This is a genomic window from Stenotrophomonas sp. GQ19, assembly GCF_059758695.1.
The window spans coordinates 251,373-277,016 of the sequence record NZ_JCAXES010000002.1; the positions used below are offsets into that span (position 1 = coordinate 251,373).

General features: G+C 67.3%; 30 protein-coding genes and 1 tRNA gene. 13 read left to right on the top strand and 18 right to left on the bottom strand.

The window, feature by feature from the left end:
• The first annotated feature begins 4 nt into the window (after positions 1-4).
• The 6 genes from AC6CHL_RS05180 to AC6CHL_RS05205 all read left to right on the top strand — a co-directional run bounded on the left by AC6CHL_RS05180 (position 5) and on the right by AC6CHL_RS05205 (position 7,293).
• Positions 5-556 (top strand): Dps family protein, encoded by a 552-nt coding sequence (locus tag AC6CHL_RS05180; RefSeq protein ID WP_038686762.1) that lies wholly within the window; start codon positions 5-7, stop codon positions 554-556.
• Between the two features lie 710 nt (positions 557-1,266).
• Positions 1,267-3,069 carry a DNA helicase RecQ gene (recQ, locus tag AC6CHL_RS05185; protein ID WP_038686760.1) on the top strand — a complete coding sequence of 601 codons (1,803 nt, stop codon included), beginning with the start codon at positions 1,267-1,269 and terminating at the stop codon, positions 3,067-3,069.
• Between the two features lie 94 nt (positions 3,070-3,163).
• Positions 3,164-3,559 carry a CopL family metal-binding regulatory protein gene (locus tag AC6CHL_RS05190; RefSeq protein ID WP_038686758.1) on the top strand — a complete coding sequence of 132 codons (396 nt, stop codon included), beginning with the start codon at positions 3,164-3,166 and terminating at the stop codon, positions 3,557-3,559.
• Between the two features lie 104 nt (positions 3,560-3,663).
• A complete protein-coding gene (locus tag AC6CHL_RS05195) occupies positions 3,664-5,463 on the top strand; it encodes a copper resistance system multicopper oxidase (RefSeq protein ID WP_038686756.1) in 1,800 nt (599 codons plus the stop codon).
• Complete coding sequence (locus tag AC6CHL_RS05200; protein WP_498293648.1) at positions 5,460-6,506, top strand: copper resistance protein B; 1,047 nt, start codon at positions 5,460-5,462, stop codon at positions 6,504-6,506. Before AC6CHL_RS05195 ends, AC6CHL_RS05200 begins: the two co-directional genes overlap by 4 nt.
• Before the next feature lie 274 nt (positions 6,507-6,780).
• Positions 6,781-7,293: a GNAT family N-acetyltransferase gene (locus AC6CHL_RS05205; protein ID WP_463601504.1), complete on the top strand. Its 513-nt coding sequence runs from the start codon at positions 6,781-6,783 to the stop codon at positions 7,291-7,293.
• 22 nt (positions 7,294-7,315) lie between these two features.
• Here AC6CHL_RS05205 and AC6CHL_RS05210 read toward each other — a convergent pair whose 3' ends face one another.
• A complete protein-coding gene (locus tag AC6CHL_RS05210; protein ID WP_498293650.1) occupies positions 7,316-7,609 on the bottom strand; it encodes a TFIIB-type zinc ribbon-containing protein in 294 nt (97 codons plus the stop codon).
• 110 nt (positions 7,610-7,719) lie between these two features.
• On the opposite strand from AC6CHL_RS05210, the gene AC6CHL_RS05215 reads away from it, so the two are divergent.
• From AC6CHL_RS05215 to AC6CHL_RS05225, 3 genes are all read left to right on the top strand, one after another.
• Entirely contained in the window at positions 7,720-7,866 is a 147-nt protein-coding gene (locus tag AC6CHL_RS05215) for a hypothetical protein (RefSeq protein WP_498293652.1), read from the top strand.
• Between the two features lie 75 nt (positions 7,867-7,941).
• The gene (locus AC6CHL_RS05220; protein WP_038686749.1) at positions 7,942-8,343 is read left to right on the top strand and encodes a response regulator; all 402 of its coding nucleotides are present in this window, start codon (positions 7,942-7,944) and stop codon (positions 8,341-8,343) included.
• 115 nt (positions 8,344-8,458) lie between these two features.
• Positions 8,459-9,124 carry a DUF3011 domain-containing protein gene (locus AC6CHL_RS05225; protein ID WP_498293654.1) on the top strand — a complete coding sequence of 222 codons (666 nt, stop codon included), beginning with the start codon at positions 8,459-8,461 and terminating at the stop codon, positions 9,122-9,124.
• A 10-nt stretch (positions 9,125-9,134) separates the two neighbouring features.
• Here the strand turns inward: AC6CHL_RS05225 and AC6CHL_RS05230 are convergent, their stop codons facing one another.
• Entirely contained in the window at positions 9,135-9,803 is a 669-nt protein-coding gene (locus AC6CHL_RS05230; RefSeq protein ID WP_498293656.1) for an MliC family protein, read from the bottom strand.
• A 225-nt stretch (positions 9,804-10,028) separates the two neighbouring features.
• On the opposite strand from AC6CHL_RS05230, the gene AC6CHL_RS05235 reads away from it, so the two are divergent.
• Positions 10,029-10,184: a hypothetical protein gene (locus tag AC6CHL_RS05235; RefSeq protein ID WP_185753461.1), complete on the top strand. Its 156-nt coding sequence runs from the start codon at positions 10,029-10,031 to the stop codon at positions 10,182-10,184.
• An 83-nt stretch (positions 10,185-10,267) separates the two neighbouring features.
• Here AC6CHL_RS05235 and AC6CHL_RS05240 read toward each other — a convergent pair whose 3' ends face one another.
• Positions 10,268-10,744 carry a ferritin family protein gene (locus AC6CHL_RS05240; RefSeq protein ID WP_498293658.1) on the bottom strand — a complete coding sequence of 159 codons (477 nt, stop codon included), beginning with the start codon at positions 10,742-10,744 and terminating at the stop codon, positions 10,268-10,270.
• 179 nt (positions 10,745-10,923) lie between these two features.
• Between AC6CHL_RS05240 and AC6CHL_RS05245 the strand changes: the two genes are divergently transcribed.
• Positions 10,924-12,402, top strand: a complete 1,479-nt coding sequence (locus tag AC6CHL_RS05245; protein ID WP_498293659.1) for a S41 family peptidase — start codon at positions 10,924-10,926, stop codon at positions 12,400-12,402.
• A gap of 10 nt (positions 12,403-12,412) precedes the next feature.
• On the opposite strand, the gene AC6CHL_RS05250 is transcribed toward AC6CHL_RS05245, so the two are convergent.
• The 3 genes from AC6CHL_RS05250 to AC6CHL_RS05260 form a co-directional block, all read right to left on the bottom strand.
• The gene (locus AC6CHL_RS05250; protein WP_498293661.1) at positions 12,413-13,303 is read right to left on the bottom strand and encodes an NAD-dependent epimerase/dehydratase family protein; all 891 of its coding nucleotides are present in this window, start codon (positions 13,301-13,303) and stop codon (positions 12,413-12,415) included.
• Between the two features lie 121 nt (positions 13,304-13,424).
• On the bottom strand, positions 13,425-13,949 hold the full coding sequence (locus AC6CHL_RS05255; protein ID WP_498293663.1) for a hypothetical protein: 525 nt from the start codon (positions 13,947-13,949) through the stop codon (positions 13,425-13,427).
• Positions 13,946-15,220, bottom strand: a complete 1,275-nt coding sequence (locus tag AC6CHL_RS05260; RefSeq protein WP_498293665.1) for a PAAR domain-containing protein — start codon at positions 15,218-15,220, stop codon at positions 13,946-13,948. Before AC6CHL_RS05260 ends, AC6CHL_RS05255 begins: the two co-directional genes overlap by 4 nt.
• A gap of 272 nt (positions 15,221-15,492) precedes the next feature.
• On the opposite strand from AC6CHL_RS05260, the gene AC6CHL_RS05265 reads away from it, so the two are divergent.
• Positions 15,493-16,152, top strand: a complete 660-nt coding sequence (locus AC6CHL_RS05265; RefSeq protein ID WP_498293667.1) for a DUF6058 family natural product biosynthesis protein — start codon at positions 15,493-15,495, stop codon at positions 16,150-16,152.
• 58 nt (positions 16,153-16,210) lie between these two features.
• Entirely contained in the window at positions 16,211-16,534 is a 324-nt protein-coding gene (locus AC6CHL_RS05270) for a hypothetical protein (RefSeq protein ID WP_498293669.1), read from the top strand.
• A gap of 140 nt (positions 16,535-16,674) precedes the next feature.
• On the opposite strand, the gene AC6CHL_RS05275 is transcribed toward AC6CHL_RS05270, so the two are convergent.
• The 12 genes from AC6CHL_RS05275 to ruvB form a co-directional block, all read right to left on the bottom strand.
• Positions 16,675-16,750: transfer RNA gene (locus AC6CHL_RS05275), tRNA-Lys, on the bottom strand.
• Positions 16,751-16,824: 74 nt separating this feature from the next.
• Positions 16,825-17,490, bottom strand: a complete 666-nt coding sequence (queC, locus tag AC6CHL_RS05280; protein WP_038686732.1) for a 7-cyano-7-deazaguanine synthase QueC — start codon at positions 17,488-17,490, stop codon at positions 16,825-16,827.
• Between the two features lie 108 nt (positions 17,491-17,598).
• Positions 17,599-18,297, bottom strand: coding sequence for a 7-carboxy-7-deazaguanine synthase QueE (gene queE / locus AC6CHL_RS05285; protein ID WP_038686731.1), 699 nt, complete (start codon positions 18,295-18,297; stop codon positions 17,599-17,601).
• Between the two features lie 135 nt (positions 18,298-18,432).
• The gene (gene ybgF, locus AC6CHL_RS05290) at positions 18,433-19,242 is read right to left on the bottom strand and encodes a tol-pal system protein YbgF (RefSeq protein WP_038686729.1); all 810 of its coding nucleotides are present in this window, start codon (positions 19,240-19,242) and stop codon (positions 18,433-18,435) included.
• Between the two features lie 3 nt (positions 19,243-19,245).
• On the bottom strand, positions 19,246-19,764 hold the full coding sequence (gene pal, locus AC6CHL_RS05295; RefSeq protein ID WP_038686727.1) for a peptidoglycan-associated lipoprotein Pal: 519 nt from the start codon (positions 19,762-19,764) through the stop codon (positions 19,246-19,248).
• Positions 19,765-19,829: 65 nt separating this feature from the next.
• Positions 19,830-21,149 (bottom strand): Tol-Pal system beta propeller repeat protein TolB, encoded by a 1,320-nt coding sequence (gene tolB, locus AC6CHL_RS05300; protein ID WP_038686725.1) that lies wholly within the window; start codon positions 21,147-21,149, stop codon positions 19,830-19,832.
• Between the two features lie 156 nt (positions 21,150-21,305).
• Positions 21,306-21,674 (bottom strand): TonB C-terminal domain-containing protein, encoded by a 369-nt coding sequence (locus AC6CHL_RS05305; RefSeq protein ID WP_498293671.1) that lies wholly within the window; start codon positions 21,672-21,674, stop codon positions 21,306-21,308.
• 43 nt (positions 21,675-21,717) lie between these two features.
• Positions 21,718-22,776 carry a cell envelope integrity protein TolA gene (gene tolA / locus AC6CHL_RS05310; protein WP_498293672.1) on the bottom strand — a complete coding sequence of 353 codons (1,059 nt, stop codon included), beginning with the start codon at positions 22,774-22,776 and terminating at the stop codon, positions 21,718-21,720.
• Complete coding sequence (tolR, locus tag AC6CHL_RS05315; RefSeq protein ID WP_038686719.1) at positions 22,766-23,194, bottom strand: protein TolR; 429 nt, start codon at positions 23,192-23,194, stop codon at positions 22,766-22,768. Before tolR ends, tolA begins: the two co-directional genes overlap by 11 nt.
• A gap of 24 nt (positions 23,195-23,218) precedes the next feature.
• Positions 23,219-23,998, bottom strand: coding sequence for a protein TolQ (tolQ, locus tag AC6CHL_RS05320; RefSeq protein WP_038686716.1), 780 nt, complete (start codon positions 23,996-23,998; stop codon positions 23,219-23,221).
• Positions 23,999-24,008: 10 nt separating this feature from the next.
• A complete protein-coding gene (gene ybgC / locus AC6CHL_RS05325; protein WP_141057541.1) occupies positions 24,009-24,440 on the bottom strand; it encodes a tol-pal system-associated acyl-CoA thioesterase in 432 nt (143 codons plus the stop codon).
• Positions 24,430-25,470, bottom strand: a complete 1,041-nt coding sequence (ruvB, locus tag AC6CHL_RS05330; RefSeq protein WP_038686712.1) for a Holliday junction branch migration DNA helicase RuvB — start codon at positions 25,468-25,470, stop codon at positions 24,430-24,432. The genes ybgC and ruvB overlap by 11 nt, the downstream gene beginning before the upstream one ends.
• Between the last annotated feature and the right edge of the window lie 174 nt (positions 25,471-25,644).

Here is a 25,644-nt window from a genome sequence, read left to right on the forward strand (position 1 = left end):
CCCCATGGCGAAGACCAAGACACCGGTGAAGAAGACCCAGACCGGTAAGCAGAAGCTGGCGTCGGCCGCCCCTTCGGCCCCGAATATTGATATCGGGATCAAGGAAGGCGATCGCAAGAAGATTGCCGATGGGCTGGCATCGTTCCAGGCCGATGCGTTCACGCTCTACCTGAAGACGCACAACTTCCATTGGAATGTCACCGGGTCGATGTTCAACTCGCTGCACACCATGTTCGAGACCCAGTACACCGAGCAGTGGGCAGCCCTGGACGACGTCGCTGAACGTATCCGCGCATTGGGCTTCAATGCCCCGGGCTCCTACCGCGAGTTCGCGGCCCTGACCTCGATCGCCGAGGAACCGGGCCTGACCGACAGTGCGGACTGGCGTGAGATGGTACGCCAGTTGGTGGCCGCCAACGAGGCGGTGTGCCGGACGGCGCGCAAGGTGCTGGACGTGGCCGACGACGCCGACGACGCACCCACCGAAGATCTGATGACCCAGCGCCTGCAGACGCACGAGAAGTACGCCTGGATGTTGCGGTCGTTGCTGCAGTAAGTCTCGCTGGCGCTTCTGTTATCTGCGCGCGGCGAGGGTTCCACCCCCTTGCCGGGACACGCCGTAAATCCATCCTTGGAGGCTCGTGGGCGCCATCCATGGCGCCCAACGGTCCCGGCAAGGGGCTGGAACCCTCGCCCAGATGGATTTGTGCATCCGGCGGTTGGGAAGAGATAGAAGCATGCAGAACAGGCGCCCGGTGGCGCCTGTTCTGCGTTTTGGGCCCCTTTTCCAGCGATTGGCGAAAGAAATCCGGCTCTGGCTCTGGCTCTGGCTTCTGCTCTGCCTTTGCCTTTGCCTTTGCCTTTGCCTCTGCCTTTTGCCCTTGCCTCTGCCTCTGCCTTTGCCTCTGCCTTTGCCTCTGCCTTTGCCTTTGCCATTGGCTCAGCCTCTGCCCTCGGCTCCGCCTTTGCCTTCAGCTCTACCCCCATACGCGCCGGAAGACTGTCGGGGCGTGGGGTGGGTGGGTTGGCGGGACCGTTGGGCGCCATGGATGGCGCCCACGAGCCTCCAGGGATGGATTTACGGCGTGTCCCGCCAACCCACCCACCCCGCGCCAACCATCGGCAGTGAAACCATGGGCTTCGGCTCTGGCTCTGGCTCCGGCCTTGGCTTGAGATTCGGCTTGGGGAGGCCAGTGGGCAAGCCCCTACCCACTGATCCGCTGTTGGAGGACACGGCCGGCCCGCGTCGCGGGGTAAACTAGTGCGATGCCTTCCAGCCCCGCGCACGACCTGCTCAGCCGCATTTTTGGTTACGACGATTTCCGCGGTCCGCAGCAGGCGATCGTTGAACATGTCGCTGCCGGCAATGACGCCCTCGTATTGATGCCCACCGGCGGCGGCAAGTCGCTGTGCTACCAGGTGCCTTCCCTCCTCCGCGAGGGTACCGGCATCGTCATCTCCCCGCTCATCGCCCTCATGCAGGACCAGGTCGAAGCCCTGCGCCAGCTCGGCGTGCGCGCCGAATTCCTCAATTCCACCCTCGATGGCGACACCGCCGCCCGGGTCGAACGCGACCTGCTCGCCGGCGAGCTCGACATGCTTTATGTCGCCCCCGAGCGCCTGCTCACTGGCCGCTTCCTGTCCCTGCTCTCGCGCAGCCGCATCGCCCTGTTCGCCATCGACGAAGCCCACTGCGTCTCCCAGTGGGGCCACGACTTCCGGCCCGAATACCGCCAGCTTACCGTCCTGCATGAACGCTGGCCCGACGTCCCGCGCATCGCCCTCACCGCCACCGCCGACCCGCCCACCCAGCGCGAAATCGCCGAACGCCTCGACCTCACCGGCGCCCAGCACTTCGTCAGCTCCTTCGACCGCCCCAACATCCGCTACACCGTCGTCCAGAAAGACAACGCCAAGCGCCAGCTGCTCGACTTCCTCAAAGTCCACCGCCAGGAAGCCGGCATCGTCTACTGCATGTCGCGGCGCAAGGTCGAGGAAACCGCCGAATTCCTGTGCAAGGAAGGCCTCAACGCCCTGCCCTACCACGCCGGCCTGCCCGCTGAAGTGCGTGCCGCCAACCAGCGCCGCTTCCTGCGCGAGGATGGCATCGTCATGTGCGCCACCATCGCCTTCGGCATGGGCATCGACAAACCCGACGTCCGCTTCGTCGCCCACACCGACCTGCCCAAGTCCATGGAAGGGTATTACCAGGAAACCGGCCGTGCCGGCCGCGACGGCGAACCCGCCGAAGCCTGGCTCTGCTACGGCCTGGGCGACGTGGTGCTGCTCAAGCAGATGATCGAACAGTCCGAGGCCGGCGAAGAACGCAAAAGCCTCGAACGCAACAAGCTCGACCACCTGCTCGGCTACTGCGAATCCATGCAGTGCCGGCGCCAGGTGCTGCTGGCCGGGTTCGGCGAAACCTACCCCCAGCCCTGCGGCAACTGCGACAACTGCCTGGTACCCCCCGACGCCTGGGATGCCAGCGTGGCCGCCCAGAAAGCGCTCAGCTGCGTCTACCGCAGCGGCCAGCGCTTCGGCGTGGGCCACCTGATCGACATCCTGCGCGGCGGCGAGAACGACAAGATCCGCCAGTTCGGCCACAGCGAGCTCAGCACCTACGGCATCGGCAAGGACCTCGACGCCCGCACCTGGCGCAGCGTGTTCCGCCAGCTGGTGGCCGCCAGCCTGCTCGAAGTGGACACCGAGGCCTACGGCGGCCTGCGCCTCACCGACGGCAGCCGCGAGGTCCTCAAGGGCCAGCGCAAGGTCATGATGCGCCGCGAAAGCCCCAAGACCCGCGAGCGCGACCGCAGCGGCCAGCGTACCGGCCTGTCCGTGCTGCCCGAAGACCTGGTCCTGTTCAACGCGCTGCGCAGCCTGCGCGCCGAACTGGCCAAGGAACAGAACGTACCGGCCTTTGTGATCTTCCACGACAGCACCCTGCGCAACATCGCCGAACAGCGCCCTACCAGCATCGACGCGCTTGGCAAGGTCGGCGGCATCGGCGGCACCAAGCTCGCCCGCTACGGCGAGCGCCTGGTCGAGATCGTCCGCGAGGAAGGCTGATGCCCACCTGCGCCCCCACGGATACGCCTCCAGAGTTGAACGCCGCGTTCAGCCACAGGTGCGCACGCCCCGGTTTGGCGCTAGGGTGGCGCCCATGACCCCCGGTGGCCTGCTCCTGCGCGTGGTATTGATGCTCAGCCTGTTGCTCAACGGGCTGAACGCCGCCATGGCCGGCCCGATGACCTTGGCCATGGCGCATGCCACCAGCGCCGAGCCCGCAGCGCCCTGCCACGGCGATGCTCCGGCCCCTGCCATGCCCGCCCATCACGACCACGCCGCTGCCGACACCGCCGGCACGCAGGCGCCGCACGATGGCGACCACTGCAAGATCAAGGACTGCCTGCGCAGCTGTGCGCAGCAGCCCAGCCTGACCGTGTCCGTCGCGTGGCTGCCCAGCCCGCCGCCGCCCGCGCTGGCGCCCCTGGGCCACACCCGCGCGGCATTGCCGATGCCGCCCCTGGACCGCATCACCCGCCCTCCGATCGGCTGAGCCTGCGCTCACTGCGAGCGCCTGTGCGAAGCGATGCCGTGCGCCCCCGTGCGTACGCGTCTTGATGGCACCTGCGTGCCTTTCGAATCCGATGCGGAGTTGCAATGTCCTTTTCCCCTCCCCCCGGCCCGGGCGCACCGCCCATGCCGTCGCGCCGCCTGTTCGTGCAGGGCGCTGCCGCCGGTGGCGTGGTCGCCGGCCTGGTGGCCAGCGGCCTGCCCGCCCGCGCCTTCGCTGCCGCCGGCCCGGTCGTGGCCACCGCCCCGCAGGTGCTCAGCGGACCCGACGTCCAGTTGAGCATCGGCGAATCGCTGGCCAACTTCACCGGCCGCACCCGCCCGGCGATCACCGTCAACGGCAGCCTGCCCGCCCCGATCCTGCGCTGGCGCGAAGGCGACACCGTCAGCGTGCGCGTGGCCAACAGCCTGCAGGCCCACCCCACCTCGATCCACTGGCACGGCATCCTGCTGCCGGCCAACATGGACGGCGTGCCGGGCCTGAGCTTCAACGGCATCGCCCCGGGCGAGGCCTACCAGTACCGCTTCACCCTCAAACAGTCTGGCACCTACTGGTACCACAGCCATTCGATGTTCCAGGAGCAGGCCGGCCTGTACGGTGCGCTGATCATCGATCCGCTGCAGCCGGCTCCGTACCGCTTCGACCGCGAGCACGTGATCATGCTCTCGGACTGGACCGACATGGACCCGGGCGCCCTGTTCCGGCGCATGAAAAAGCTGGCCGAGTTCGACAACTACTACAAGCGCACCCTGCCCGATTTCCTGCGCGACGTGCGCCGTGACGGCTGGGGCGCGGCCACCGCCGACCGCGGCATGTGGGGCCGGATGCGGATGACCCCCACCGACATCTCCGACATCAACGCGCACACCTACACCTACCTGCTCAACGGCACCGCGCCCGCCGGCAACTGGACCGGGCTGTTCCGCAGCGGCGAGAAGGTGCTGCTGCGCTTCATCAACGGCGGCTCGATGACCTACTTCGACGTGCGCATCCCCGGCTTGAAGATGACCGTGGTGGCCGCTGATGGACAGTACATCCATCCGGTCAGCATTGATGAGTTCCGCATCGCGCCGGCGGAAACCTTCGATGTGATCGTGGAGCCCACCGGCCAGGACGCGTTCACCATTTTCTGCCAGGACATGGGCCGCACCGGCTTCGCTGCCGGCACCCTGGCGGTGCGGCATGGCCTGCAGGCGCCGATTCCCGCCCGCGATCCGCGACCACTGCTGACCATGGGCGACATGGGTCACGACATGGGCAGCATGGGCCATGACATGGCCGGCATGGGCCACGACATGAAGGGCATGGAAGGCGGCTGCGGTGCCAGCATGGGGCATGCCGCACACGGCGGCAGCGACAAGGCCCCGCGCCACCCGGCCAGCGAGAAAGGCAACCCGCTGATCGACATGCAGAGCATGGCCACCGAGCCCAAGCTGGATGACCCCGGCATCGGCCTGCGCGACAACGGCCGCAACGTGCTGACCTACGGCGCGATGCGCAGCCTGTTCGATGACCCGGACGGCCGCGAACCCAGCCGCGAGGTCGAGCTGCACCTGACCGGCCACATGGAGAAATTCAGCTGGTCGTTCGACGGTATCCCGTTCGCCAGCGCCGAACCGCTGCGCCTGAACTACGGCGAGCGCATGCGCATCGTGCTGGTCAACGACACCATGATGCAGCACCCGATCCATCTGCACGGCGTGTGGAGCGATCTGGAAAATGCCGACGGCCAGTTCCACCTGCGCAAGCACACCATCGACATGCCCCCGGGTACCCGCCGCACCTACCGCGTGCGTGCCGACGCGCTGGGCCGCTGGGCCTACCACTGCCACCTGCTGTACCACATGGAAGCGGGCATGATGCGCGAAGTGAGGATCGAAGAATGAGCCGCTTCCCCACGCCAACCCGCCGCCTGCTCACCGCCGCGCTGCTGATCGCGCTGACCATCCCGGCCTGGGCGCAGTCGCATGCGCACGGCACCGCTGCTGCACCCACGGCCACCAAAGAAATGCCGGTGGATCCGCCGGTCGACCACGGCAGCATGGACCACAGCCAGATGGACCATTCGAAAATGGACCACGGCAGCATGGACCACAGCCAGATGGACCACTCGAAAATGGACCACGGCAGCATGGATCACAGCCAGATGGACCATTCAAAAATGGATCACGGGAGCATGGACCACGCCGCGCACAAGACGGCCGCGCCGAGTGAACCGCGGGAGCCGATTCCCGCCGTCACCGCCGCCGACCGCCTCGCCGCGTTCCCGCCCATCGAACATGGTGCGATGGAACACCCCCCGACGATCCACAGCATGCTGCTGGTCAACCGCCTGGAGCAGTGGGATGGCCAGCACGGCAACGGCCAGGCGTGGGAAGCCAGCGGCTGGGTGGGCGGCAACATCCACCGGGTGTGGGTGCGCAGCGAAGGCGAGCGCAGCAGCGGGCGTACGGAAGCGGCCGATGTCGAAGTGCTGTACGGGCGCAGCGTGTCACCGTGGTGGGATGTGCTGGTGGGCGTCAAGCAGGACCTCGGCCCCGGCGATTCGCGCACGTGGGCGGCGCTGGGTATCCAGGGCCTGGCACCGTACAAGTTCGAGACCTCGGCCACCGCCTATGTGGGCGAAGGGGGTCAGGTGATGGCCAGCGCCGAGATCGAGTACGAACTGCTGTTGACCAACCGCCTGATCCTGCAGCCGTTGCTGGAGGCCACGCTCGCGGCCAAGGACGATCCGCGCCATGGCACCGGCAGCGGCTTGAACAAAGTGGAAGCCGGGCTGCGCCTGCGCTACGAGTTCAACCGGCGTTTCGCGCCGTACATCGGCATCAGCCACGAACGCCTCTTCGGCGATACCGCCGATTACCACCAGGCCGCCGGCGAGCGTGCGCGTGATACCCGCTGGGTGGCCGGCGTGCGCGTCTGGTTCTGAGGCCGGCACCGGCGTAAAAAAGTCCCGGGCGCGGCATGCGCCCGGGACAACACAACAGGGATGGTGCAAGCCGGATCCGACGGGCCCGAACGGGGCGTCACAGGACGCGCGCGTACAGCGGCGCGCCCTGCCCGACACCCGGGTGCCGTGCTCAGCGGCGCTCCCGGATAGTGATGTGATGCGCCGGGGCCAGGGTTCCGCCATCCCCGCCCGGTTTTTGTCCGGGGCACCCCGGATGGCGTACGCTGCCACCCCCTTCAGTTCTCCCCCTGCCATGTCCCTGCAGATCCGTCGCGCCACCCCGGCCGATGCACAGGCTGTGTCGGCGATCGCCATCGCCACCTACACCGAAACCTTCGGCGATTCCTACCCGCCGCAGGACCTGCACGCGTTCCTGGAAGAGCACTACAGCCCCGCACCGCAGCGGCGCGAACTGGAGGATCCCCGCAGTGCGGTATGGCTGCTGGAAGAGGACGGGCGCGCGGTGGGCTACTTGGCCGCCGGTGCGAATACCCTCGCGCACGCCGATGCCGTCGACGGTGACGTCGAACTCAAACGTTTGTATGTGCTGGCCAGCCACCAGTCCGGTGGCCACGGTGCACGCCTGATGGAGGCGTTCCTGCAGTGGCTGGATCACCCGGCACGCCGCACCCTGTGGGTGGGCGTGTGGTCGGAGAACTTCGGCGCGCAGCGCTTCTATGCGCGCTACGGCTGCGTCCAGGTCGGCACCTACTACTTTGTGGTGGGCGACAGCCGCGACCTGGAATTCATCCTGCGCCGGCCCTGATCAGACAGGGCCGGCACCCGGCTCAGAAATCGAACAGGTCCGACAGGAAGCCCTCTTTCTTCTTCTTGCGGTAGCCGTGCTGGTCGCCGTACTGCTGCTGGCCCAGGTGGCGGGTATCGCGATGCTGCACGGCCTGCGGCGGCGGTGGCGGCGTGGCGGCCCGTACCGGGGCGGCCGCATCGGTCGAGCGCTCGATGATATTGTCCAGTTCGCCGCGGTCCAGCCACACGCCGCGGCACTGCGGGCAGTAGTCGATCTCGATGCCCTGGCGCTCGGACATCACCAGCGCCTGGGTCTTGCATACGGGGCATTGCATCGTCGCGGCTCCATGGTTCAAACCCCGACTCTACCCTGCCGCGCCTGAGCGCCGCGCAACGTGCGCATGACCGGGGTCCCCCCAGACCTATGCCCCACGACTCACTGAACATGGCCTGGAACGTCATGCAGGTCAGCGAAACCACGGCGATCGGCTGGCAGGGCAACAGCCTGCGGCTGTCCGCCGCGCTGCTGGCGGTACTGGGCCTGCTGGCACTGCGACGCTTGCGGCAGCGCGCGGAATGCCGCCGCGCCTGACGTGCACGATCCCCTCACCCGGTGCCGCCGCATACTTGCGCGCCATTCCGAACCACTGCCAGGGAACACTGCGTCATGTTGCTGTCCAAGCGCCACGTTGCACCGCGCGTGCTGTTGATCGAAGACACCGAAGAAACCCGCGAACTCAGCCGCATGGTGCTGGAAAGCCAGGCCTGTGATGTCGCCGCCGTCAGTTCGGCAGAAGCCGCGCTCGGCCTGCTGCAGGCTGGCGAACGGTTCGACCTGGTCTTCACCGATGTGTGCCTGGGCGGGGTGAGCGGCATCGAAGCGGCGCACCGCATAAAGCAGTACCAGCCCAGCCTGCCGGTGCTGGTGACCTCGGGACTGGAACCGTCCGACGTCCTGCCGCAGCTGCGCCCGGGCATCCACTTCCTGCCCAAGCCGTATTCGATGAGCGAACTGCTGGACGCCATCCGTGCCTGCTTCCAGCAGCAGGACGTCGGCCAGGCTGCCTGATCGGCGGGTCTTCATCCGGTTTTCATCGGCAACTGTCATCGTCCGGCTCGACAGCCCGCTGTCGCGCCCGCCCGGGCCAGCGGTGCACAGCTTCCCTGCCACCGGAACCGACACCATGCAGATCCGCCTGTTGCTGACCGCTCCGCTGTTGTTTACCGCGTCGATGGCCGACGCGCGCGCCGATGATGTGGTGACCTGCGAAAGCCGCAACAACCGCTACCAGTCGTGCACGCTGCCCCGCGCCGGCTACGTCAGCCTGGAGCGCACCTTGTCCGGGGCCGATTGCCGTCAAGGCCGAAGCTGGGACTACGACCGCCGCCAGGTGTGGGTGGATGACGGGTGCCGCGCCACCTTCCGCGTACACGACGGCGGTTCGCACGACGGCGACGACCATGGCGACAACCACGATGCCAAAGTGGCCGCCGGTGTGCTGATCGGCGCGGCCATCCTTGGCGCGCTGGTGCACAACGCCAACAAGCAGGACGACCGCTACGACGACGACTCCTACCAGGGGCCGCGCCACAGCTCCTATGTGCCGGGCTGGATGGTGGGCGAGTTCGAAGGCTACAACCCCATCTACGGCGCCGACATCCGCATGCGCATCGACAGCGACGGGCGCATGTCTGCCCAGGCCCGCGGGCAGAACCTGAGCGGCTGGGTCAACGGCGGCCAGCTCAACGTGGGCAGCAGCGTGTTCGACATCAACCAGAGCCGGGACGGCTTTGTCACCACCGAAGTGGGCGACCGCCAGAACGAAGTGCGCTACCGCCGGGTGCGGTAGCGCACCGGGTTCAACCGCCGGCCTTGCAGCTCAGCGTGGTGCCGTAGAAGTCCAGCGTTGCCTCGCCCTGGTGTTCCCAGAACTCCACGCCTTCGCGGGTGTAGCGGCTGCCGCTTGCGGCCTGGGCCGGAAACACGATGGCCTGGTCCTTGCCCAGGCTGACCACCGCGGCCTGCGGGTCCAGTTCGTTGTAGAACACCACGCTGACCGGCTTGCTGGCGTCATCGCACTGGTAGTGCACCGGCGTGGGCGTGGGCACGCCGCCATTGCCGATGTTCAGTTCAACGATGCGGGTCTGGTAGGACTCGATCAGGCACCGGTGCCGGTCGACCGCCTGCCAGCAGGCGTCACGGCCTTTGACCCAGCCCCGTTGCTCGGCGGCGATATCCAGTTCATCCGGGCTGGTCTGCACGCGCTTGTAGAGCGCGGCCAGCTGACGGTCGAGCGCGGCCAGGCGGGCGTCACCGCAGACCAGTTTCTCCGACTCGGACTGCGCCTTGGCGCAATCAAACGACGGCGGCTGCAACGTGGCATCGGTCGCGGCGGCCGGCGCGCTTGGCGTCGGCGCAGCCGTAGCGGCGGCGGGCGGTTGCGCCGGCGCGGCGGTATCGGACGGGGCCGGTTTGGAACAGGCCGCGAGCGCAAGCGCCCCCACACCCAGCAGGACGAATCGGTTCATGGCACCTCCAACAACAGTCAGCAAAAGACGCGCTATTGTGCGCCCGCCGCCGCGTGTTGGGTGTGCACAAACAGATCGATCGTGGACATGAACACGACACCGCGCATGAACGCCAGGCAATGCTCACGGCCACCCTGACCCTACCCTCATGCGAGTGCGACCGCTGCGTAACAGCACCCGGTCCAGTGTGGATCGCACGACATCACGTCGTCCTGGAGTACCGCAATGTCCACCATGCAGAACAACGAAAACAACGTCCAGAAAAATGCCGCCGCGCAGACCGACCAGCAGAAGGAGCAGGAGCGCAAGGACACGTTGGCCAAGCAGCAGAAGCAGCAACAGGACAACAAAGACGCCCCGAAGAACCCGCAGCAGAAGTAACCGCGGCGCACATAGTGGGGCTGCGCGCTGCGCGCAGCCTCATGTTGCCGGTGGCGCTTCCCGGCACCTTCTGGTGAGCAGCGCTACACCTGGCGCGCGCGAAGACCGTTCAGCCGACCATGCAGTTGCTGCCAGTCGTGCTGCGCATGACGCTCCATCTCTTCCAGCACCTGCCGTGCATCACCCGGCAGTGTTTGGTCGTGCAACGCAGCCTGCAGGACGCGGATCAGCCGAGCCCGTGACGCCTGCCCCTCGCTGACGTACTGAATGCCGGCATCCCCCAGCACCGTCCCCAACCAGCCGAAGCCCGCGCGCACGCCACCGAGCAGGGTGCCATGCCGTGCGGGGCGCCCGCCGGCCTGACGCACGTGCCTGCCAAGCGTACCGATGATGGCCGCGCTTGAGCCGGCCATGCGCATCATCACCGCGCACAGCGGAGCATCCTCGCCCTGCGTCCGGGCCACGGCACGGGCATGCAGGGCGTGGCCGTCGTGCGCCACCGCGATGATGCGGTTGAGCAGGCGGATGTAGTGTTGGCGGCTCACGGTGTGCGTCGACATCACACGGCTCCGCTGGAGTACGGCCCCAGCTTTTCCATCGCCTCCAACCTGCGCCCGGCAGTGGAACGGCAATGTGAGGCCAATGTTATGCCGCGCCCCTGCGCGCTTTCGCCACCGGGCCGGGTTGGCTAGGATCGGGGTTCGCAGGCGCAGGCAGCGCCTTGGCAGGGAGCACGGCGATGTCGGCAGGACACACACCGAAGGCAGGGGCGCTGACGGCCATGGCGCTGTCGATGGCGTTTGCCAGCCACGCCGCCCCCGGCATTGATCGCGATGCCTGGCGCGGCGATCTGGCGGTACTGAAGCAGACCCTGCAGGACGACTATGCGCACCTGGCGTGGGTGGCCTCCGCGCAGAGCGGCGTGGACCTGCCCGCGCTCGAACGCGATGCGCAGCAGGCCATCACCACCGCCAGCAGCGATGCGCAGGCGGAACAGGCGCTGCGCACGTTCCTGGCCGGGTTTCACGATGGCCACCTGAAACTGCTGGATCGGCAGGCAGCCGGCGCGTCCGCACCCGCCCCTGCCGCGGTGGACCCGCGCACGCTGGATGCGTCCACCGGTTGCGCGGCGCTGGGCGTGCTGGACGAAGGCCGGCACGACTACAGCGTGCCGCTGCAGGCCCTGCCCGGCTACCACGCCACAGCCGGTGGGGCTGACCCGGCGCTGCGCAGCGGCGTGATCGCGCTGGCCGATGGCCACCGCCTGGGTCTGCTGCGCCTGCACGAATTCGATGCGCTGCGTTACCCCGGCCTGTGCCACCGCCTGTGGGGTCAACTGCGGCATGCCGACGCGGTGAACGACATGCGGGCCACGTTGAATGATGCGTGGGTGGCCGAGATCGCCGCCACGCTGCGGCGCTTCCAGCAGCAGGGCGTGGATGCGGTGCTGGTGGATGTGGGCACCAACCCGGGCGGCGACGACAGCGGCGACACGCTCACGCGCCTGTTCACTGGCGCACCGGTGCAGTCGGCGCCACTGTGGGTCAGCCAGTCGGCGGCCGGCCGCGACTACCTGCAGGAGCAGTACGAGCGCATCGACGATGCCCTGCGCCACCATCATCCCGACGCCACCGCACGGCCGCTGCTGGTCCAGCAGCGCGACCGCTTCGCCGCGTCCCTGCGCGCAACGCAGTCGCCGCCCTGCGACATGACGTGGGTGTGGCAGTCGCCGCGCGACTGGCAGGCGCTGCCCTGTCGGCACCTGGTCGCCGCCGGTAGTTCGGGCGGCCCCCTTGCCACCCCGGCGGTGGACGCGATCCCCGATTTCCTGATTGCCCACCGCCTGGACTGGGCGCAGGACCTGCGCCGGCACTGGGCCGCCTGGCAGGGGCCGGTGTATGTGCTCACCGATGCGAAGACCGCCTCTTCGGCGGAAATGTTCGCCGCACGGTTGCAGGACAACCGCATCGCACGCGTGGTCGGCAGCACCACCGGCGGCTATGGCTGCGGCTTCATGAGCCCGCCGCCACCGCGCACCTTGCCGCACGCGCAGCTGCGCATGCGCATCCCGAACTGCGTGCGCCTGCGCGCCGATGGCAGCGACGAAGTGGCCGGCATCTCACCGGACCTGCCCATCGACATGCGCGCCAATGAATCGGCCCGCGCCCGCGCGCAGCGGGTGCTGGATGCGGTGAGCATGGACCTGGCCCGGCACTGACCTGCAGCGGTCAGTCCACCGTGCAGTCTGCGTCGCGCATCGGATGCGGCAGCACTTCGATGGAGTGCTCGGCCAACTGCGCCAGCACCGCTTCCGGCCCGCGCTGGCTGCGCCAGCCCAGGCCGATGCTGGCCGCAGTGGCGTCGTGGATGCGGTCGATCACCGGCAGCGCCCAGCCGCGGCGGTCGTACTCGGCCAGCCACTGCGGGCAGCGCCGCGCCAGCACCGCGCGCGGGTCACTGACCAGCCGTTCGCAGTCTTCCGGGCCAAACGGCGTGGCGCCGCTGGCGATGTAGCGCTGGAACATCGGCCCGGTGTTACGCAGGGCCGCCGCATGCGCATCGGCCACATCGCGCACGTCGATGCCACGGTGCAGGCGATACAGCAGCATGCGCTGGGCGGTTTCAGGGAAGCACCGCGACATCCGGATCACCCGCACCTGGAACGCGGGGCTGGCGGCCTCCTCCAGCCAGTGCTCGGCCGCCAGTTTTGACCGGTGGTAGACCGTGCGCGGTTGCGGCGGGGTGCGCTCGTCGACCCACGTGCAACGGCCCGGCACGATCGCATGGCCGTACAGCGCGGTGGTGCTGGTGAACACGAAGCGCGACACCCCGGCATCGCGGGCCAGCATCGCCAGGGTGCGGGTGCCTTCGACATTGATGCGATGGAATTCGGTGTCGGGCATCAGCCCCACGTGCGGGGCGTGCAGCGCCGCGCAGTGGATCACCGCATCCACGCCCACCAGCGCCGTGCGCAGCGTGCGCATATCGGTGATATCGGCCACGTGCCGGGTGGTGTTGAAGGGGCTGCGGTCAACCCCGACCACCTCGTGCCGTGCGGACAGCGCGCCGAAGATCGCGCGCCCCACCCGGCCTGAACTTCCTGTCAGGAGAATCTTCACTGTGTGGCACTTGGTCAGCGCCCGGGAGCTACCGGGATGATTTGATTGTAGCCAGAGTCGGCGCCCGGGCGTCCACGGCTGCGGCCGGCCAGGCGTCGGAATCGTTGCAACCTGCGCGTGCTCAGCGCCCGGCCTGGCCTACCGGCTGTGCAGTGGACCCGCAGGTGTCCCAACGCAGCGCGCCGTCCTTTCCCTGCTGGACCGCGTTGATCTTCGGTGCGCCGCCTGCGTCAACTACGCAGAAGTAGCCGTTGAACCAGCGCGACTGGGGCGCCCCGCGCTGTGCCGGCGCACTGCCCCACATTTCCACCTGGTACCGCTTGCCAGGCTGCAGGCGCGGCGGTGGCGACGTACCACCGTCGCCGTAACGCAGGCATTGATCCGGGGCGAGCGTGGGTTCGGCCTGGCCATCCCGCAGGAAATCACGTTCCCAGATCGCCGCGCCGCCCGAGCCGACCTCCATCACCGACACCCCGGTTATCTTCGCAGGCGCGTCGCCCGTGCGGATTGCCGGCAAGCCAAAACAGGGCACGCCCTGCTGTTCCTTGACCAGCGCCTGCTGATACCGGCCGGCGGGCGAGGCGCAGCTTGCCAGGCCCGGCACCAGCACACCGATCAACAGCAGGGAAACATGCAAACGGCTCATTGCGTCGTCCTGGGCAGGTTGTTTTTGTCACTGCGCGCGGCAAGGAAGGGCTGCAGGGTACGCTCGAGCTGCGCACCGATATCGGGCACGGTACGGTAACGCACATTATTCATGCGTGACTGGGAGCCGCGGAAAGCCACCAGAAAATAGTCGGCCAGCATGTCGCCCTGCGCTTCCATGTTGTAGTCGGGGAACAGGCGGATCTCATCCAGCACGTAGTCGTAGCTCATGTTGGGGCGCGGGGCACGAACCAGTTTGACGTTGTAACCGAGCTGGTATTGCCAGACATGCGTCATTTCATGGATGAAGAACTGCTGGAAACCGACGCTGTCGGTCGAATAATCGTCCTTGTAGATACCCTTGGGGAAATACATCTCCCCGTTGGGTGTCACTGCGGTGTCCTTGTTCTGGAACCCGAAGAACATCCAGTAGCCATGGTCGTGGACCTTCACCTGGGCGTAGTCGACCGCATCGCCAAAGACCAGGCGGGCCATGTCGATCTCTCCCGGCGTCAGGCCGCGCTCGTGGCCGGGTGCGGTGACCGGGGCTATCGAGGTGCCCAGCGCCTCCGATGTGGTCACCACGCCGTCGACGTCGAAGACCTCCACGTCATCGGCGTCGTCCGGCGCCACGCGCGCGCAGCAACCGACCGGCTGTGCAGGTGCGCGCAGTTCCGCGCGCATGATGGACTGGCTCTGCTCTGTCGAGACGCGCGTGGTTTCTCCTTGGGCATCGGTGGTTCCAGACACCGTGCGGCCATCGGCCAGGTGCAGGGTGTACGGCACCTCGGCCAACGGCGTGCCTCCCTTGCCGACGAAGCGGATTGCCTGATCGAACGTCGCCGCCGAGGCCAACACCGCTTTCAGGACACCTGCTGCGCCAGCCGCCGCACTGCCCGCCCCGGCGGCGGCAGCGGTGCCTGCGCCAGCGGCGGCGGCGCCTCCCGCGGCCGCACCACTTTCAGCGAAGACGTTGGCCTGCTGGCCAGACAGTACGCGACACCCACAGGCCAGCGCGCAACCGTGCAAGGCCACGGGCTGTCCATCCACCAGGATCGTGATATCCCCATCGACAATGGGGAAAATACCCTTGTGCAGCTTCGGGCAAGTGGCCTTGTCGCCTATCCGCGCAACGCCCATTCCCATGATGTCGGTTTCGTTCGATGCCGTGATGACCTGCCCGCCACTGCTGGTGGGGTCTCCCATCACAATCCAGTTCCGTGCCATGGCGCCATCCTTGGATTCGTCAGAGTAAATGGAGCGAATAATCATCTACTGCTTTATCACGCCGATTGAACACCAAACCGCGCGCTTGATCACAAAACCGACTATACATAATCCCCGTGGAAGACGAAGGATGGTCCGGCCGTGGCGGTAAACGGGCTCCGGCCACCCCCACGAAAGCGTGCCGTGCGGCGCTCAGCGATACGCCATGGATACGCGTTGCCCGCCGATGCGGCAGGGGGCAGGCGGCGGGTGCCCTCCGTGCGCGCGCGTGTTGGGCTACCCTCCGTACGCTGCAACTTTTTCCTGATGGAGATCCCATGCTGCTGGATGCGTACCTGCGCGATTACTTTGTCGACAGATCCACCTGCGCAGCGCTGGCAGGCATCACCGTGCAGCGTCTGGATGCGCTGATCGCCGCAGAGGCCATTCCCGCGCCGACGTACCGCTGTAACGCGGGGACGATCCACTCCGCCGCGTTCGGATCGATCGACACCGATTCGCGGGTATCCGGTGCGTTCTTCCGCCCCGAGTGCACACGCTGGGTCCGCATCGCCGCAGACGCCGCCGCAGGCGAGGAGCGCGCGGCAGTGGTCTCGACGTTGGCGGGCGAACTGGCGGCGCATCTGCGCACCTGCGGCGACGACGCGCACCGGGTGGACGCAAAGGTAGCAGCGCTGCTTCCCCACTTCTTCAATGGCACATTCGGCCTGTGCGTCGCCGATCCGTCCAGTGGCAGGGGCATTGTGCAAAAAGAGGTGCTGCAGGAAACCCTGGTTGCGTTGACCTGCAACGGAAGCGACCCCGCGCCGCCCGGCATCGCCGCTGGCGAACTGCTGACGTTGATCGATGATTACGCCGACTCCGCCATGCCCTTCTCGCCCGCCGAGTACGCGCGCAGCAGCAGGAAGCGGCTGGTGGAAGACCTGCGTCCACGCGTGCTCAGCGCCCATCAGGCCACCCAGGAAGGCGCGGCATAGAGTTGCGGGGGCGCGACGTGCTCCCAGCGGGATGCATCACAGCAGCAAGGAGATGGAGATGTCAGCGGAGTTCGTGCTGTCGTTTGAAGATAGGGGGTGGTATGCGTCCCATCGTGACGAGGTGAAGCAGCAGATCACCCAGCTTGAGACGTTTTCCCGCTGTGTTGGCGCGCACGAGTTCCGGCTGGTAGGCACCGAGCCGAGGGACGCGGATGCGTGGTGCTACGACGTACGCGTGTTCCTGGAAGAGGAACGTGTGTTTCTTGAGATCAGCGCTCACCCGACCATCATCGAAGCGGATCTTGCGCGGCTGTTTGCCTGGGTCCGCGCCCGCACCGGGATGTCGGTGGACGATGAGGATGGCGAGCCATCTGGCTGGTAGCGGGGATGAGCTGCGCTGCGGTAGCGGCGGCACGCTTTGGATCCCTGACCGGGTCGTCGCGCGGCGGTATTGCCGAGCGGGCAGTGATGGCCCCAGGCCACAAAAAAGGCGCCCGATGGGCGCCTGATTCGTTGCTGCAATGGTGGGCCGTGATGGATTCGAACCATCGACCAAAAGATTAAAAGTCTTCTGCTCTACCAACTGAGCTAACGGCCCATTGCATGCCCCGGCATCGCTGCCGGGGGTGCGCATTCTAACCCACAAGGCGCTCAGGCGAAACCACTTATCGCTCAGGCGTAACGGGTCGGGTCGGCCACGCCGGCATCGGTGAAGCCCTGCGCGCGCAGGCGGCAGGCATCGCAGTGGCCGCAGGCCGCGCCGGTGTCGTCGGCGTTGTAGCAGGACACGGTCAGGCCGAAGTCCACGCCCAGGCGCACGCCTTCACGCACGATGTCGGCCTTGCTCAGGAACTGCAGCGGCGCGTGCACCTGGATGCCCGCGCCTTCGACGCCGGCCTTGGTGGCCAGGTTGGCCAGGGCCTGGAAGGCGGCGATGAACTCGGGGCGGCAATCGGGGTAGCCGGAATAGTCCACGGCGTTGACGCCGCAGAAGATGTCGCTGGCGCCCAGCACTTCGGCCCAGCCCAGCGCGACCGACAGCATGATGGTATTGCGCGCCGGCACGTAGGTGACCGGAATGCCCTCCCCGCCCGCCTCGGGTACGTCGATGTCATCGGTCAGGGCCGAGCCGCCGATGCTGCGCAGGTCCACGTTGACGGTCTTGTGTGCCACCACGCCCAGCGCCTGGGCAACCGCGGCGGCCGCATCCAGTTCAGAGGTGTGGCGCTGGCCATAGCGCACGCTGAGCGCATGCACGGCGAAACCCTGTTCCTGGGCGATGGCGATGACGGCGGCGGAGTCCATGCCGCCGGACAGGAGGACGACTGCTTTTTTCATGAGGGGGTGTTTCCGGTGGGTTGCGGGAGCCAGCACGCTGTCCCGCGCCGGGATGAAAACTGGAAAATGAGGCGTGGCGAGCGGGCGTCGCGCGCTCGATAGCCGACCTCAGCGGCCGGGTTCGTCGTTCCAGAGCAGCTTGTGCAGCTGCATCTGGAAGCGCACCGGCAGGCGGTCTTCGACGATCCAGTCGGCCAGCTGGCGCGGGCTCACCTGGTCCTTGCTGGGCGAAAACAGCACCATGCTGCGTTCGTTGAGGCGGTGCTCGGCGACCATGCCGCGCGCCCACTCGTAGTCCTCGCGGCTGCACAGCACGAACTTGATCTGGTCGCGGCGTGTCAGCAACGGCAGGTTCTCCAGGCGGTTGCGGGCCAGTTCGCCGGAGCCGGGGGTCTTCAGGTCCACCACGCGCGATACGCGCGGGTCAACCGCGCTGACGTCCAGCGCGCCGGAGGTTTCCAGCGACACGTCCAGGCCTGCGTCGCACAGCTTCTCCAGCAGCACCAGGCAACGCTTCTGCGCCAGCGGCTCGCCGCCGGTCACGCAGACGTGGTGCACGCCCTGGGCCAGCACCTCGGCCACGATCGCATCGATGTCCCACCAGGTGCCGCCATGGAAGGCGTAGGCGGTGTCGCAATAGGTGCAGCGCAGCGGGCAGCCGGTCAGGCGCACGAACACGGTCGGCCAGCCGGCGGTATCGGCTTCACCCTGCAGCGAGGTGAAGATCTCGGTGATCTTCAGGCGCGGGAGGGGTGACTGCACGATCTCGCTGGGGAGCGCGGCGGCGGCGGACAGGGAAACGGTCATGGCGGTGATTCTTGGGAATGCGGCATCGGAAACGACAACAGCCGGACGTGCCCGGCGGTTCATGCAGCCGGGCAGAGCCCGGCTCTACGAAGGATCATTATAGCGGGGCGGCCTTGGCGGTGCCCGGACGGCGGTTCAGCGGATCTGCTGGCCCAGCCGGATCGACTGCAGGCGGTCCTGCGCGGTACGCGCGGCATCGCTGCCGGGATAGGTGGACACCACCTGTTCCAGGGTGGCCTGGGCCTGGTCGACCTTGCCTTCGCCATACTGCGAGAGGCCGATCTTGAGCAGGCCGCCCGACGCCTTGTCGTGGGTCGGGTAGCGCGAGATGAGGTCGCGGAACTGCGCCTCAGCCAGCGGGAAATTTCGGGTGGCGTAGTAACTCTCGCCCAGCCAGTACAGCGCATTGGGGGCGTAGACGCCGTTGGGGTACAACTCAAGGAAGCTCAGGAACAGCTGCGCCGAGTCGTCGTACTTGCCGGCCTTGAGCGAATTGAAGGCGACGTTGTAAGCGGTACGCTCGTCACCATTGGCAGCCAGGCTGCCGGCATCGCCATGCACGGAGGGCGGCCGCTCGGAAGCGGCCGTTGCCGGTTTCGGTGCTGCAGCGGCGGGCGCAGGTGCGCTCGCAGCGGGTGCGGCAGGCAGCAGCGGGGCGCCACCTTCCAGTCGGTTCAAGCGGCTGTCCAGGTCCAGGTACTGGTCCTTGGCGGTCTGCTTCAGCTGCTCGTTGTCATGCTGCAACTGCTCCACCTGCGACTGCAGGGCCTGCACCTGGGTGCGAAGCTGGGTGAGCTGGTTGAGCATGTCCATGTTGGACTGGTTGTTCTGGGCCTGCTGCTCAAGCGCGCCAACGCGGTCGGCCAGGCTCTGGCGCTGCGCATTGGCCGGTGCGGCAGCCACGAGGGCTGCCGCAACGATCATCGATAGAAATCGAAAGCGCATCTATTACTGAGCCGTGTACACGATCTCGACGCGACGGTTCTGCGACCAGCAGGACTCGCCCGACTCGGTGCAGACCGGACGCTCTTCGCCGTAGGACACGACGGTCAGCTGCGAAGCCGAGCCACCGTTGGCCTGCAGAGCGGAGTTGACGCCGTTGCCACGACGCTCGCCCAGGGCCTGGTTGTACGCGCGCGAACCGCGCTCGTCGGTGTGGCCCTGCAGGGTGATGCGCGAGGACGGACGGTCACGCAGGTACTTGGCGTGGCAGGCCATGATGGCCTGGAATTCCGGCTTCACTTCTTCCTTGTCCAGGTCGAAGTACACCACGCGCTGGCGCAGGCAGGAATCGGTGTCCAGGTCGCCCGGGCCGTACAGGCCGGAGGTCGACGGGCCGCTCGGGGTGGTGGTCGAGGAGCCGGTGTCAACCGGGGCTGCCGGCTGTTCCTTCACCTTCTTGGAGCAACCGGCCAGGGCGGCCACGGACAACAGGGAGACAAGCAGAACGCGGGTGGTCTTGTTCATGGCGATACCTTTGAGGCTCCTAAAGCCGGATGTGGGATGAATACGGTGGAAATCTTAACACTCTGTTAGCGCTTTGTACGGTAAGGCGACCAAGAAGGCTCACGGACGTCACCGTCGGCCAACACCAGCCGCTGGCGCACGCGCGCATCGGCCGAGACGGCGTACAACACGCCGCGTCCACCCTCACGGGCGGCGTACAGCACCATGCTCGCGTTGGGCGCAAAGCTCGGCGACTCATCCAGCGACCCCGGGGATAGCGTGCTCCAGCGCGCCGAACCCAGGCTGCTGTCCATCATCGCGATCTTGTAGGTATTGCCGCTGCCCTGGGCCACCACCAGCTTCTTGCCGTCGAAGGACAGGCTGGGCGTGGCGTTGTAGTTGCCCTGGAAGGTCACGCGCGAGGCGCTGCCGCCACTGGAGGGCACCTGGTAGATCTGCGGGCGGCCGCCACGGTCGGAGGTGAAGTAGACGTTGGAGCCGTCGGCGCTCCAGGTCGGCTCGGTGTCGATGGCGAAGTGGTTGGTCAGCTGGGTCAGCTGCTTGCTGCCCAGGTCCATCACGTAGATCTCCGGGTTGCCGCTGCGCGACAGCGACAGGGCCAGGCGGCGGCCATCCGGGGAGAACGACGGGGCGCTGTTGATGCCGCGGAAGCTGGTGACCAGTTCGCGGGCGCCGGTGGAGATGTTCTGGATGTAGATCGCCGAATTGCCCCGCTCGAAGCTGACGTAGGCCAGGCGGTTGCCATCCGGGCTCCACGACGGCGACAGCAGCGGCTCGGCCGAGCGCACGATGGTCTGCGGGTTGAAGCCGTCCGAATCGGCCACCATCAGCGCATAGCGCATGGCATCGCCCTTGCCGCTGGCGGTGACATAGGCGATACGGGTCCAGAAGGCGCCGCGGACGCCGGTGATCTTTTCGTAGATGGCGTCGGCCATCTGGTGGGCAACGTCGCGCATGGCATTGCCACGGGCGGTCATCGCCAGGCCCAGCAGGCGCTCGCCCTTGGGCACGTCATACAGTTCGTATTCGACCCGGTAGGCGCCGGCACCGGCGTCCATGACCCGGCCCACCACGATGTAGTTCTGCTTCAGCGCGCGCCAGGTGGCGAACTGGATCTCGCTGCCCCGGGTCGGCTTTTCCACGATCTGCGCTTCCGGCAGGGTGCGGAACTGGCCCGAACGCTCCAGGTCGGCGCGCACCACGGCGGCGACGTCGGTCTGCGGTGCACCCGCCGAGCCCTGGTAGGGCATCGGGACCACGGTGATCGGGGTTGCGGACGCATTGCCGCCGATGATGTCGATATCCAGCCCCTTCTGCTGCGCCAAGGCAGCAAAGGGCAACAACAGGGCCGCAACAACGGCAAGCCAACGAGGCATTTTCTTCATGGACCACTCAAGGGAAGGAAAACCGGAACGAGGGATAGCAGGACGGCGGTGAACCGTTTCGCAATCATGAACCAAAGGGACGTGAAAGCAGAGTCACCGCGGTACAAAACTCACATTGCATTAACGATTGGCATCCCTGCCAGTGCCCCTGCAGGATCAGGGCGAGGTAAAACCGATGGTGAGGCTGCGGTCGAACACGGCCTCGAAACCTTTATAAGGCAGCGGCTGGGCGCGCAATACCGCCCGCTCCAGCGCCGCCTTGCCGGCCGCATCGAACTGGCAGGCCGCATCCAGCTTGACGCTGACGATTGTTCCGCCCGGCAGCTGGGTGATGGCCACCCGGCAGTGCTGGCCCGATGCCATCGACGCCGGGGGCAACCAGGACGCGATGATCCGGTCCCGGATCGCCACCGCATAGGCGGTGCGCAGGCTGACCTGGCCCGGCACCGGCGCGGCATGGGCCAGCGCCGGCAGCAGCAGGGGCAGCAACAGGGCCACGGCCATCCGGGGAAGCATCGTCATCATGCGGCGCTCTGCGCAGGCAGGGCCCAAGGCCAACGGCCCGGGCTCAGTCCTGCGCGGTGAAGGTGAAGTTGATGGTGCGCTGGAAGACCGTCTCGAAGCCCCGGTACGGCAGCGGCTGGGCATTGAGCACGGCGGCCTCGATCGAGCGGCGGCCGGCCTCGTCGAACGGGCAGTCCGGGCTGACCTTGGCGCTGTTCACGGTGCCACCGGGCAGCTGCTGGATGACGATCTTGCAGCGCTGGCCGAACGGCACGTTGTCCGGGCGGGTCCACGAGGCCAGCACCTTCTGCTGGATCGCGGCGGCGTACTTGGCCTGCAGGTCGTCGCTGGTGCCGCCCGCGCCGGCCGCCGGCTTGGCGACGCCGGTCGCGCCGGTGGTGGCCGCGGTGCCGCTGGCCGCGCGCGCCGCTGCGACCTGGCGCAGCTTCTGCTCGGCCAGCTTGGCTTCCTTCTCGGCCTGCTCGCGCTTGCGCCGGATCTCGGCGATTTTCTGCTGGCGCTCGGCTTCGGCCTTGGTGTCGTTGGCCTTCTGCTGCTGGTCGGCCAGCTTCTTCTTCTCGGCCTCTTCCTGCTGCTTGGCCAGGCGCAGCTTCTGCTCGGCCTGCTCCTGGCGCTGGCGCTCGGTCAGGTCGATCTGTTCCTGGCGGCGCTTGGCTTCCTGTTCCTGCTTGGCCTTCTCGGCCGAGATCGCCAGCGCGTTGACCGCGTCCTGGTCGATCTTGTCGGGCTGGGCCACGCGCTCCTGCGCCTGTTGCTGCTGCGGGGTGGGCGCGTCCTGCGGGCGCGGCTCCTCGATCGGCTGCGGCGGCGGCATGGTGTCTTCGGGAATGGGCTCGGGCTGGGCGACCGGTTCGGGCAGGTCGGGCAGCTTTTCCGAGGCACGCAGCGCCTGGCGCGCGGCGGCGGCCTCAGACGCGGACAACTGCAGGCTGGCCTCGATCGCCGGGTCGCCGGCGGCGGCCTCGGTGGTGCGTTGCGGCGACCACAGCCAGGCGCCGATGAACACCAGCGCGAGCAGCAGGTGCACGCCAAGCGCCAGCGCGATCGGCAGACCCCACTTTTCTTCCGGCTGGCGCTGCGGTGGCAGGGCTTCAGCGTGCATCGGTCGCCAGGCCCACCTTTTCCACGTTGGCGCGCTTGATCACGTCCATCGCCGCGACCACCTTTTCATAGGCCACGGCCTTGTCGGCGGCCACGATGACGCGCAGGTTCTTGTCCTGTGCGGCCAACGCGCCCAGCTGCGCCTGCAGCTGGCCGGGGTCCATCGGGGCCGGTTCCTTGGCGTCGGGCAGCTTCAGGCTGAGCTGGCCGTCCAGGCGCACCGACACGATCACCGGGTCCTGCTTGCTTTCCAGGGCCTTGGCCTGGGAGCTGGGCAGGTCGACTTCGAAGCTCAGCGTCAGCAGCGGCGCGGTGACCATGAAGATGATCAGCAGCACCAGCATGACGTCGATGTACGGCACGACGTTGATTTCGGATTTGAGCTTGCGGCGCTTGCGGCGGCCGATGGCAGCAGTCATGGCAGGGTCCTTGGTGCGGGGCGCTTACTCGTCGCCGGCGCTCTGGCGCTGCAGGATCGAGCTGAACTCTTCTGCGAAGGTTTCAAAACGGACCGACATGCGCTCCACGCGGGTGGTGAAGCGGTTGTAGGCCCACACCGCCGGGATGGCCACGAACAGGCCGATGGCGGTGGCGAACAGGGCTTCGGAGATGCCCGGGGCCACCGAGGCGATACCGGCCTGCTCACCGCTGTTGATCATGTCGTGCATGGTCACCATGATGCCGAACACGGTGCCGACCAGGCCCACGTACGGGGCGGTCGAACCGATGTTGGCCAGCAGCTCCAGGCTGCGTTCCATCTGGTCCACTTCGCGGGTGTAGGTGGTGCGCATGGCGCGCTGGGCACCTTCCAGCTGCGCGCGACCGTCCAGCCGGCGCTTGTCGCGCAGGCGGGTGAACTCGCGGAAGCCGGCTTCGAAGATCGCTTCCAGGCCGCCCACCTTGCGGTTGCGGTCCGTGGCCGAGCTGTACAGCTTGCCCAGGTCGGCGCCGGACCAGAAGCGGCTTTCGAACTCGTCGGCTTCGCGGTTGGCGGCGTTGAACACGCGCGCCTTGCGGAAGATGATCACCCAGCTGATGAACGACCCGGCCAGCAGCAGCAGCACGATGATCTTCACCGGCAGGCTGGCCTTGACCATCAGGTCCAGGTAATTGATGCCACCGCCATGCGCGGCCTGCGCAACCGTCTGCGCCGCAGCACTGGTCACTTCCTGCGGCAGCGCCTCGGTCACCGTGGCCTGCAGGGCCAGGAGCATTGCGATCATCCGTTGTTCCTCACTGTGCGGATACTTGAAGTTCGTAGGGTTTCAACGCGGCAAGGAGGACATCGTCCATGCCGCGCGGTTTGAAAGTGGAGGCATCCAATGCCGCGATCCTGACCTGGGCGGTCAGCAGCGTTTCATCGCCGCGACACACGCGCTGGTCGAACACCATGCTGGCGCGCTTGCACTGCACCAGCGTGGCGGTCACCTCCAGCGCATCGTCCAGCCGCGCCGGCTTGAGGAAGTCCATGGTCATCGCGCGGACCGCGAATACCAGGCCATGGTCGGTGCGCGTGCGCTCCTGGCCAAAGCCCAATGCCCGCATCCATTCGGTCCGGGCCCGCTCCATGAAGGCCACGTAGCGTGCGTGGTAGACCACGCCGCCAGCGTCGGTATCTTCCCAGTAAATGCGTGTCGGCCAACTGAACCGGGGCTCAATTTCCATCAATGGCCTCGGCAAACAGATCGGCCGGCGGGTTTTTCGGCTTCAGCCCCATGTGCCGGTAGGCCTTGTGGGTGCACATGCGGCCGCGCGCGGTGCGGATCAGGAAGCCCTGCTGGATCAGGTAGGGCTCGACCACGTCTTCCAGCGTGCCGCGCTCTTCGGACAGGGCCGCGGCCAGCGACTCGATGCCCACCGGACCGCCGTCGAAGTAGTCGACCATGGTCCGCAGCATGCGGCGGTCCAGCTCGTCGAAGCCTTCCGGGTCCACCTTGAGCATCTGCATGGCCGCCTGCGCCACGTCCTGGTCGATATGGCCGGCGGCCTTGACCTGGGCGTAATCGCGCACGCGGCGCAGCAGGCGGTTGGCGATACGCGGGGTGCCGCGCGAGCGCCGCGCGATTTCGGCCGCGCCTTCGGCGGTGCAGTCGATGTTGAGGATGGCGGCCGAGCGACGGACGATCTTGGTCAGCTCTTCCGGGGTGTAGAACTCCAGCCGGTGCACGATGCCGAAGCGGTCGCGCAGCGGCGCGGTCAGCAGCCCGGCACGGGTGGTGGCCCCGATCAGGGTGAACGGCGGCAGGTCGATCTTGATCGAGCGGGCGGCGGGGCCCTCGCCGATCATGATGTCGATCTGGAAATCTTCCATCGCCGGGTACAGCACTTCCTCGACCACGGGCGAGAGGCGGTGGATTTCGTCGATGAACAGCACGTCGTGCGGCTGCAGGTTGGTCAGCAGCGCGGCCAGGTCGCCGGCCTTTTCGATCACCGGGCCGGAGGTGACCCGCAGGGCCACGCCCAGCTCATTGGCGATCACGTGGCTCAGGGTGGTCTTGCCCAGCCCGGGCGGGCCGAAGATCAGCACGTGGTCGAGCGCGTCGCCACGGGCCTTGGTCGCCTCGATATAGATCGACAGCTGCTCGCGCACCGGCGCCTGGCCCAGGTAGTCGGCCATGCGCTTGGGGCGGATGCTGGCGTCGGTGCCCTCGTCTTCACGGGTGGCACCGGCACCGATGATGCGGTCGTCTGTCATGCGGCAATTATGCGGCAAAAGGGGCGCGATCCGCGCCCCGGGTAGTGCCGGCCGCTGGCCGGCTCCACGCGATCCACGCTCCCGGTAGTGCCGGCCGCTGGCCGGCTCCACGCGCTCCACGCTCCCGGTAGTGCCGGCCGCTGGCCGGCTCCACGCGATGCAGGGGTCATGGGG

Coding starts and splice junctions, on each gene's coding strand:
- queC (WP_038686732.1), bottom strand. CDS start 17,490: ATGAAAAAAGCAGTCGTCCTCCTGTCCGGCGGCATGGACTCCGCCGCC.
- pal (WP_038686727.1), bottom strand. CDS start 19,764: ATGAACAAGACCACCCGCGTTCTGCTTGTCTCCCTGTTGTCCGTGGCC.
- AC6CHL_RS05265 (WP_498293667.1), top strand. CDS start 15,493: ATGCTGCTGGATGCGTACCTGCGCGATTACTTTGTCGACAGATCCACC.
- AC6CHL_RS05205 (WP_463601504.1), top strand. CDS start 6,781: ATGTCCCTGCAGATCCGTCGCGCCACCCCGGCCGATGCACAGGCTGTG.
- tolB (WP_038686725.1), bottom strand. CDS start 21,149: ATGAAGAAAATGCCTCGTTGGCTTGCCGTTGTTGCGGCCCTGTTGTTG.
- tolA (WP_498293672.1), bottom strand. CDS start 22,776: ATGCACGCTGAAGCCCTGCCACCGCAGCGCCAGCCGGAAGAAAAGTGG.
- ybgF (WP_038686729.1), bottom strand. CDS start 19,242: ATGCGCTTTCGATTTCTATCGATGATCGTTGCGGCAGCCCTCGTGGCT.
- AC6CHL_RS05255 (WP_498293663.1), bottom strand. CDS start 13,949: ATGAGCCGTTTGCATGTTTCCCTGCTGTTGATCGGTGTGCTGGTGCCG.
- AC6CHL_RS05235 (WP_185753461.1), top strand. CDS start 10,029: ATGTCCACCATGCAGAACAACGAAAACAACGTCCAGAAAAATGCCGCC.
- AC6CHL_RS05260 (WP_498293665.1), bottom strand. CDS start 15,220: ATGATTATTCGCTCCATTTACTCTGACGAATCCAAGGATGGCGCCATG.
- AC6CHL_RS05270 (WP_498293669.1), top strand. CDS start 16,211: ATGTCAGCGGAGTTCGTGCTGTCGTTTGAAGATAGGGGGTGGTATGCG.
- AC6CHL_RS05225 (WP_498293654.1), top strand. CDS start 8,459: ATGCAGATCCGCCTGTTGCTGACCGCTCCGCTGTTGTTTACCGCGTCG.
- AC6CHL_RS05210 (WP_498293650.1), bottom strand. CDS start 7,609: ATGCAATGCCCCGTATGCAAGACCCAGGCGCTGGTGATGTCCGAGCGC.
- AC6CHL_RS05305 (WP_498293671.1), bottom strand. CDS start 21,674: ATGATGACGATGCTTCCCCGGATGGCCGTGGCCCTGTTGCTGCCCCTG.
- AC6CHL_RS05215 (WP_498293652.1), top strand. CDS start 7,720: ATGGCCTGGAACGTCATGCAGGTCAGCGAAACCACGGCGATCGGCTGG.
- AC6CHL_RS05195 (WP_038686756.1), top strand. CDS start 3,664: ATGTCCTTTTCCCCTCCCCCCGGCCCGGGCGCACCGCCCATGCCGTCG.
- AC6CHL_RS05190 (WP_038686758.1), top strand. CDS start 3,164: ATGACCCCCGGTGGCCTGCTCCTGCGCGTGGTATTGATGCTCAGCCTG.
- AC6CHL_RS05180 (WP_038686762.1), top strand. CDS start 5: ATGGCGAAGACCAAGACACCGGTGAAGAAGACCCAGACCGGTAAGCAG.
- ruvB (WP_038686712.1), bottom strand. CDS start 25,470: ATGACAGACGACCGCATCATCGGTGCCGGTGCCACCCGTGAAGACGAG.
- queE (WP_038686731.1), bottom strand. CDS start 18,297: ATGACCGTTTCCCTGTCCGCCGCCGCCGCGCTCCCCAGCGAGATCGTG.
- recQ (WP_038686760.1), top strand. CDS start 1,267: ATGCCTTCCAGCCCCGCGCACGACCTGCTCAGCCGCATTTTTGGTTAC.
- AC6CHL_RS05220 (WP_038686749.1), top strand. CDS start 7,942: ATGTTGCTGTCCAAGCGCCACGTTGCACCGCGCGTGCTGTTGATCGAA.
- AC6CHL_RS05200 (WP_498293648.1), top strand. CDS start 5,460: ATGAGCCGCTTCCCCACGCCAACCCGCCGCCTGCTCACCGCCGCGCTG.
- AC6CHL_RS05240 (WP_498293658.1), bottom strand. CDS start 10,744: ATGTCGACGCACACCGTGAGCCGCCAACACTACATCCGCCTGCTCAAC.
- AC6CHL_RS05230 (WP_498293656.1), bottom strand. CDS start 9,803: ATGAACCGATTCGTCCTGCTGGGTGTGGGGGCGCTTGCGCTCGCGGCC.
- ybgC (WP_141057541.1), bottom strand. CDS start 24,440: ATGGAAATTGAGCCCCGGTTCAGTTGGCCGACACGCATTTACTGGGAA.
- tolR (WP_038686719.1), bottom strand. CDS start 23,194: ATGACTGCTGCCATCGGCCGCCGCAAGCGCCGCAAGCTCAAATCCGAA.
- tolQ (WP_038686716.1), bottom strand. CDS start 23,998: ATGATCGCAATGCTCCTGGCCCTGCAGGCCACGGTGACCGAGGCGCTG.
- AC6CHL_RS05245 (WP_498293659.1), top strand. CDS start 10,924: ATGTCGGCAGGACACACACCGAAGGCAGGGGCGCTGACGGCCATGGCG.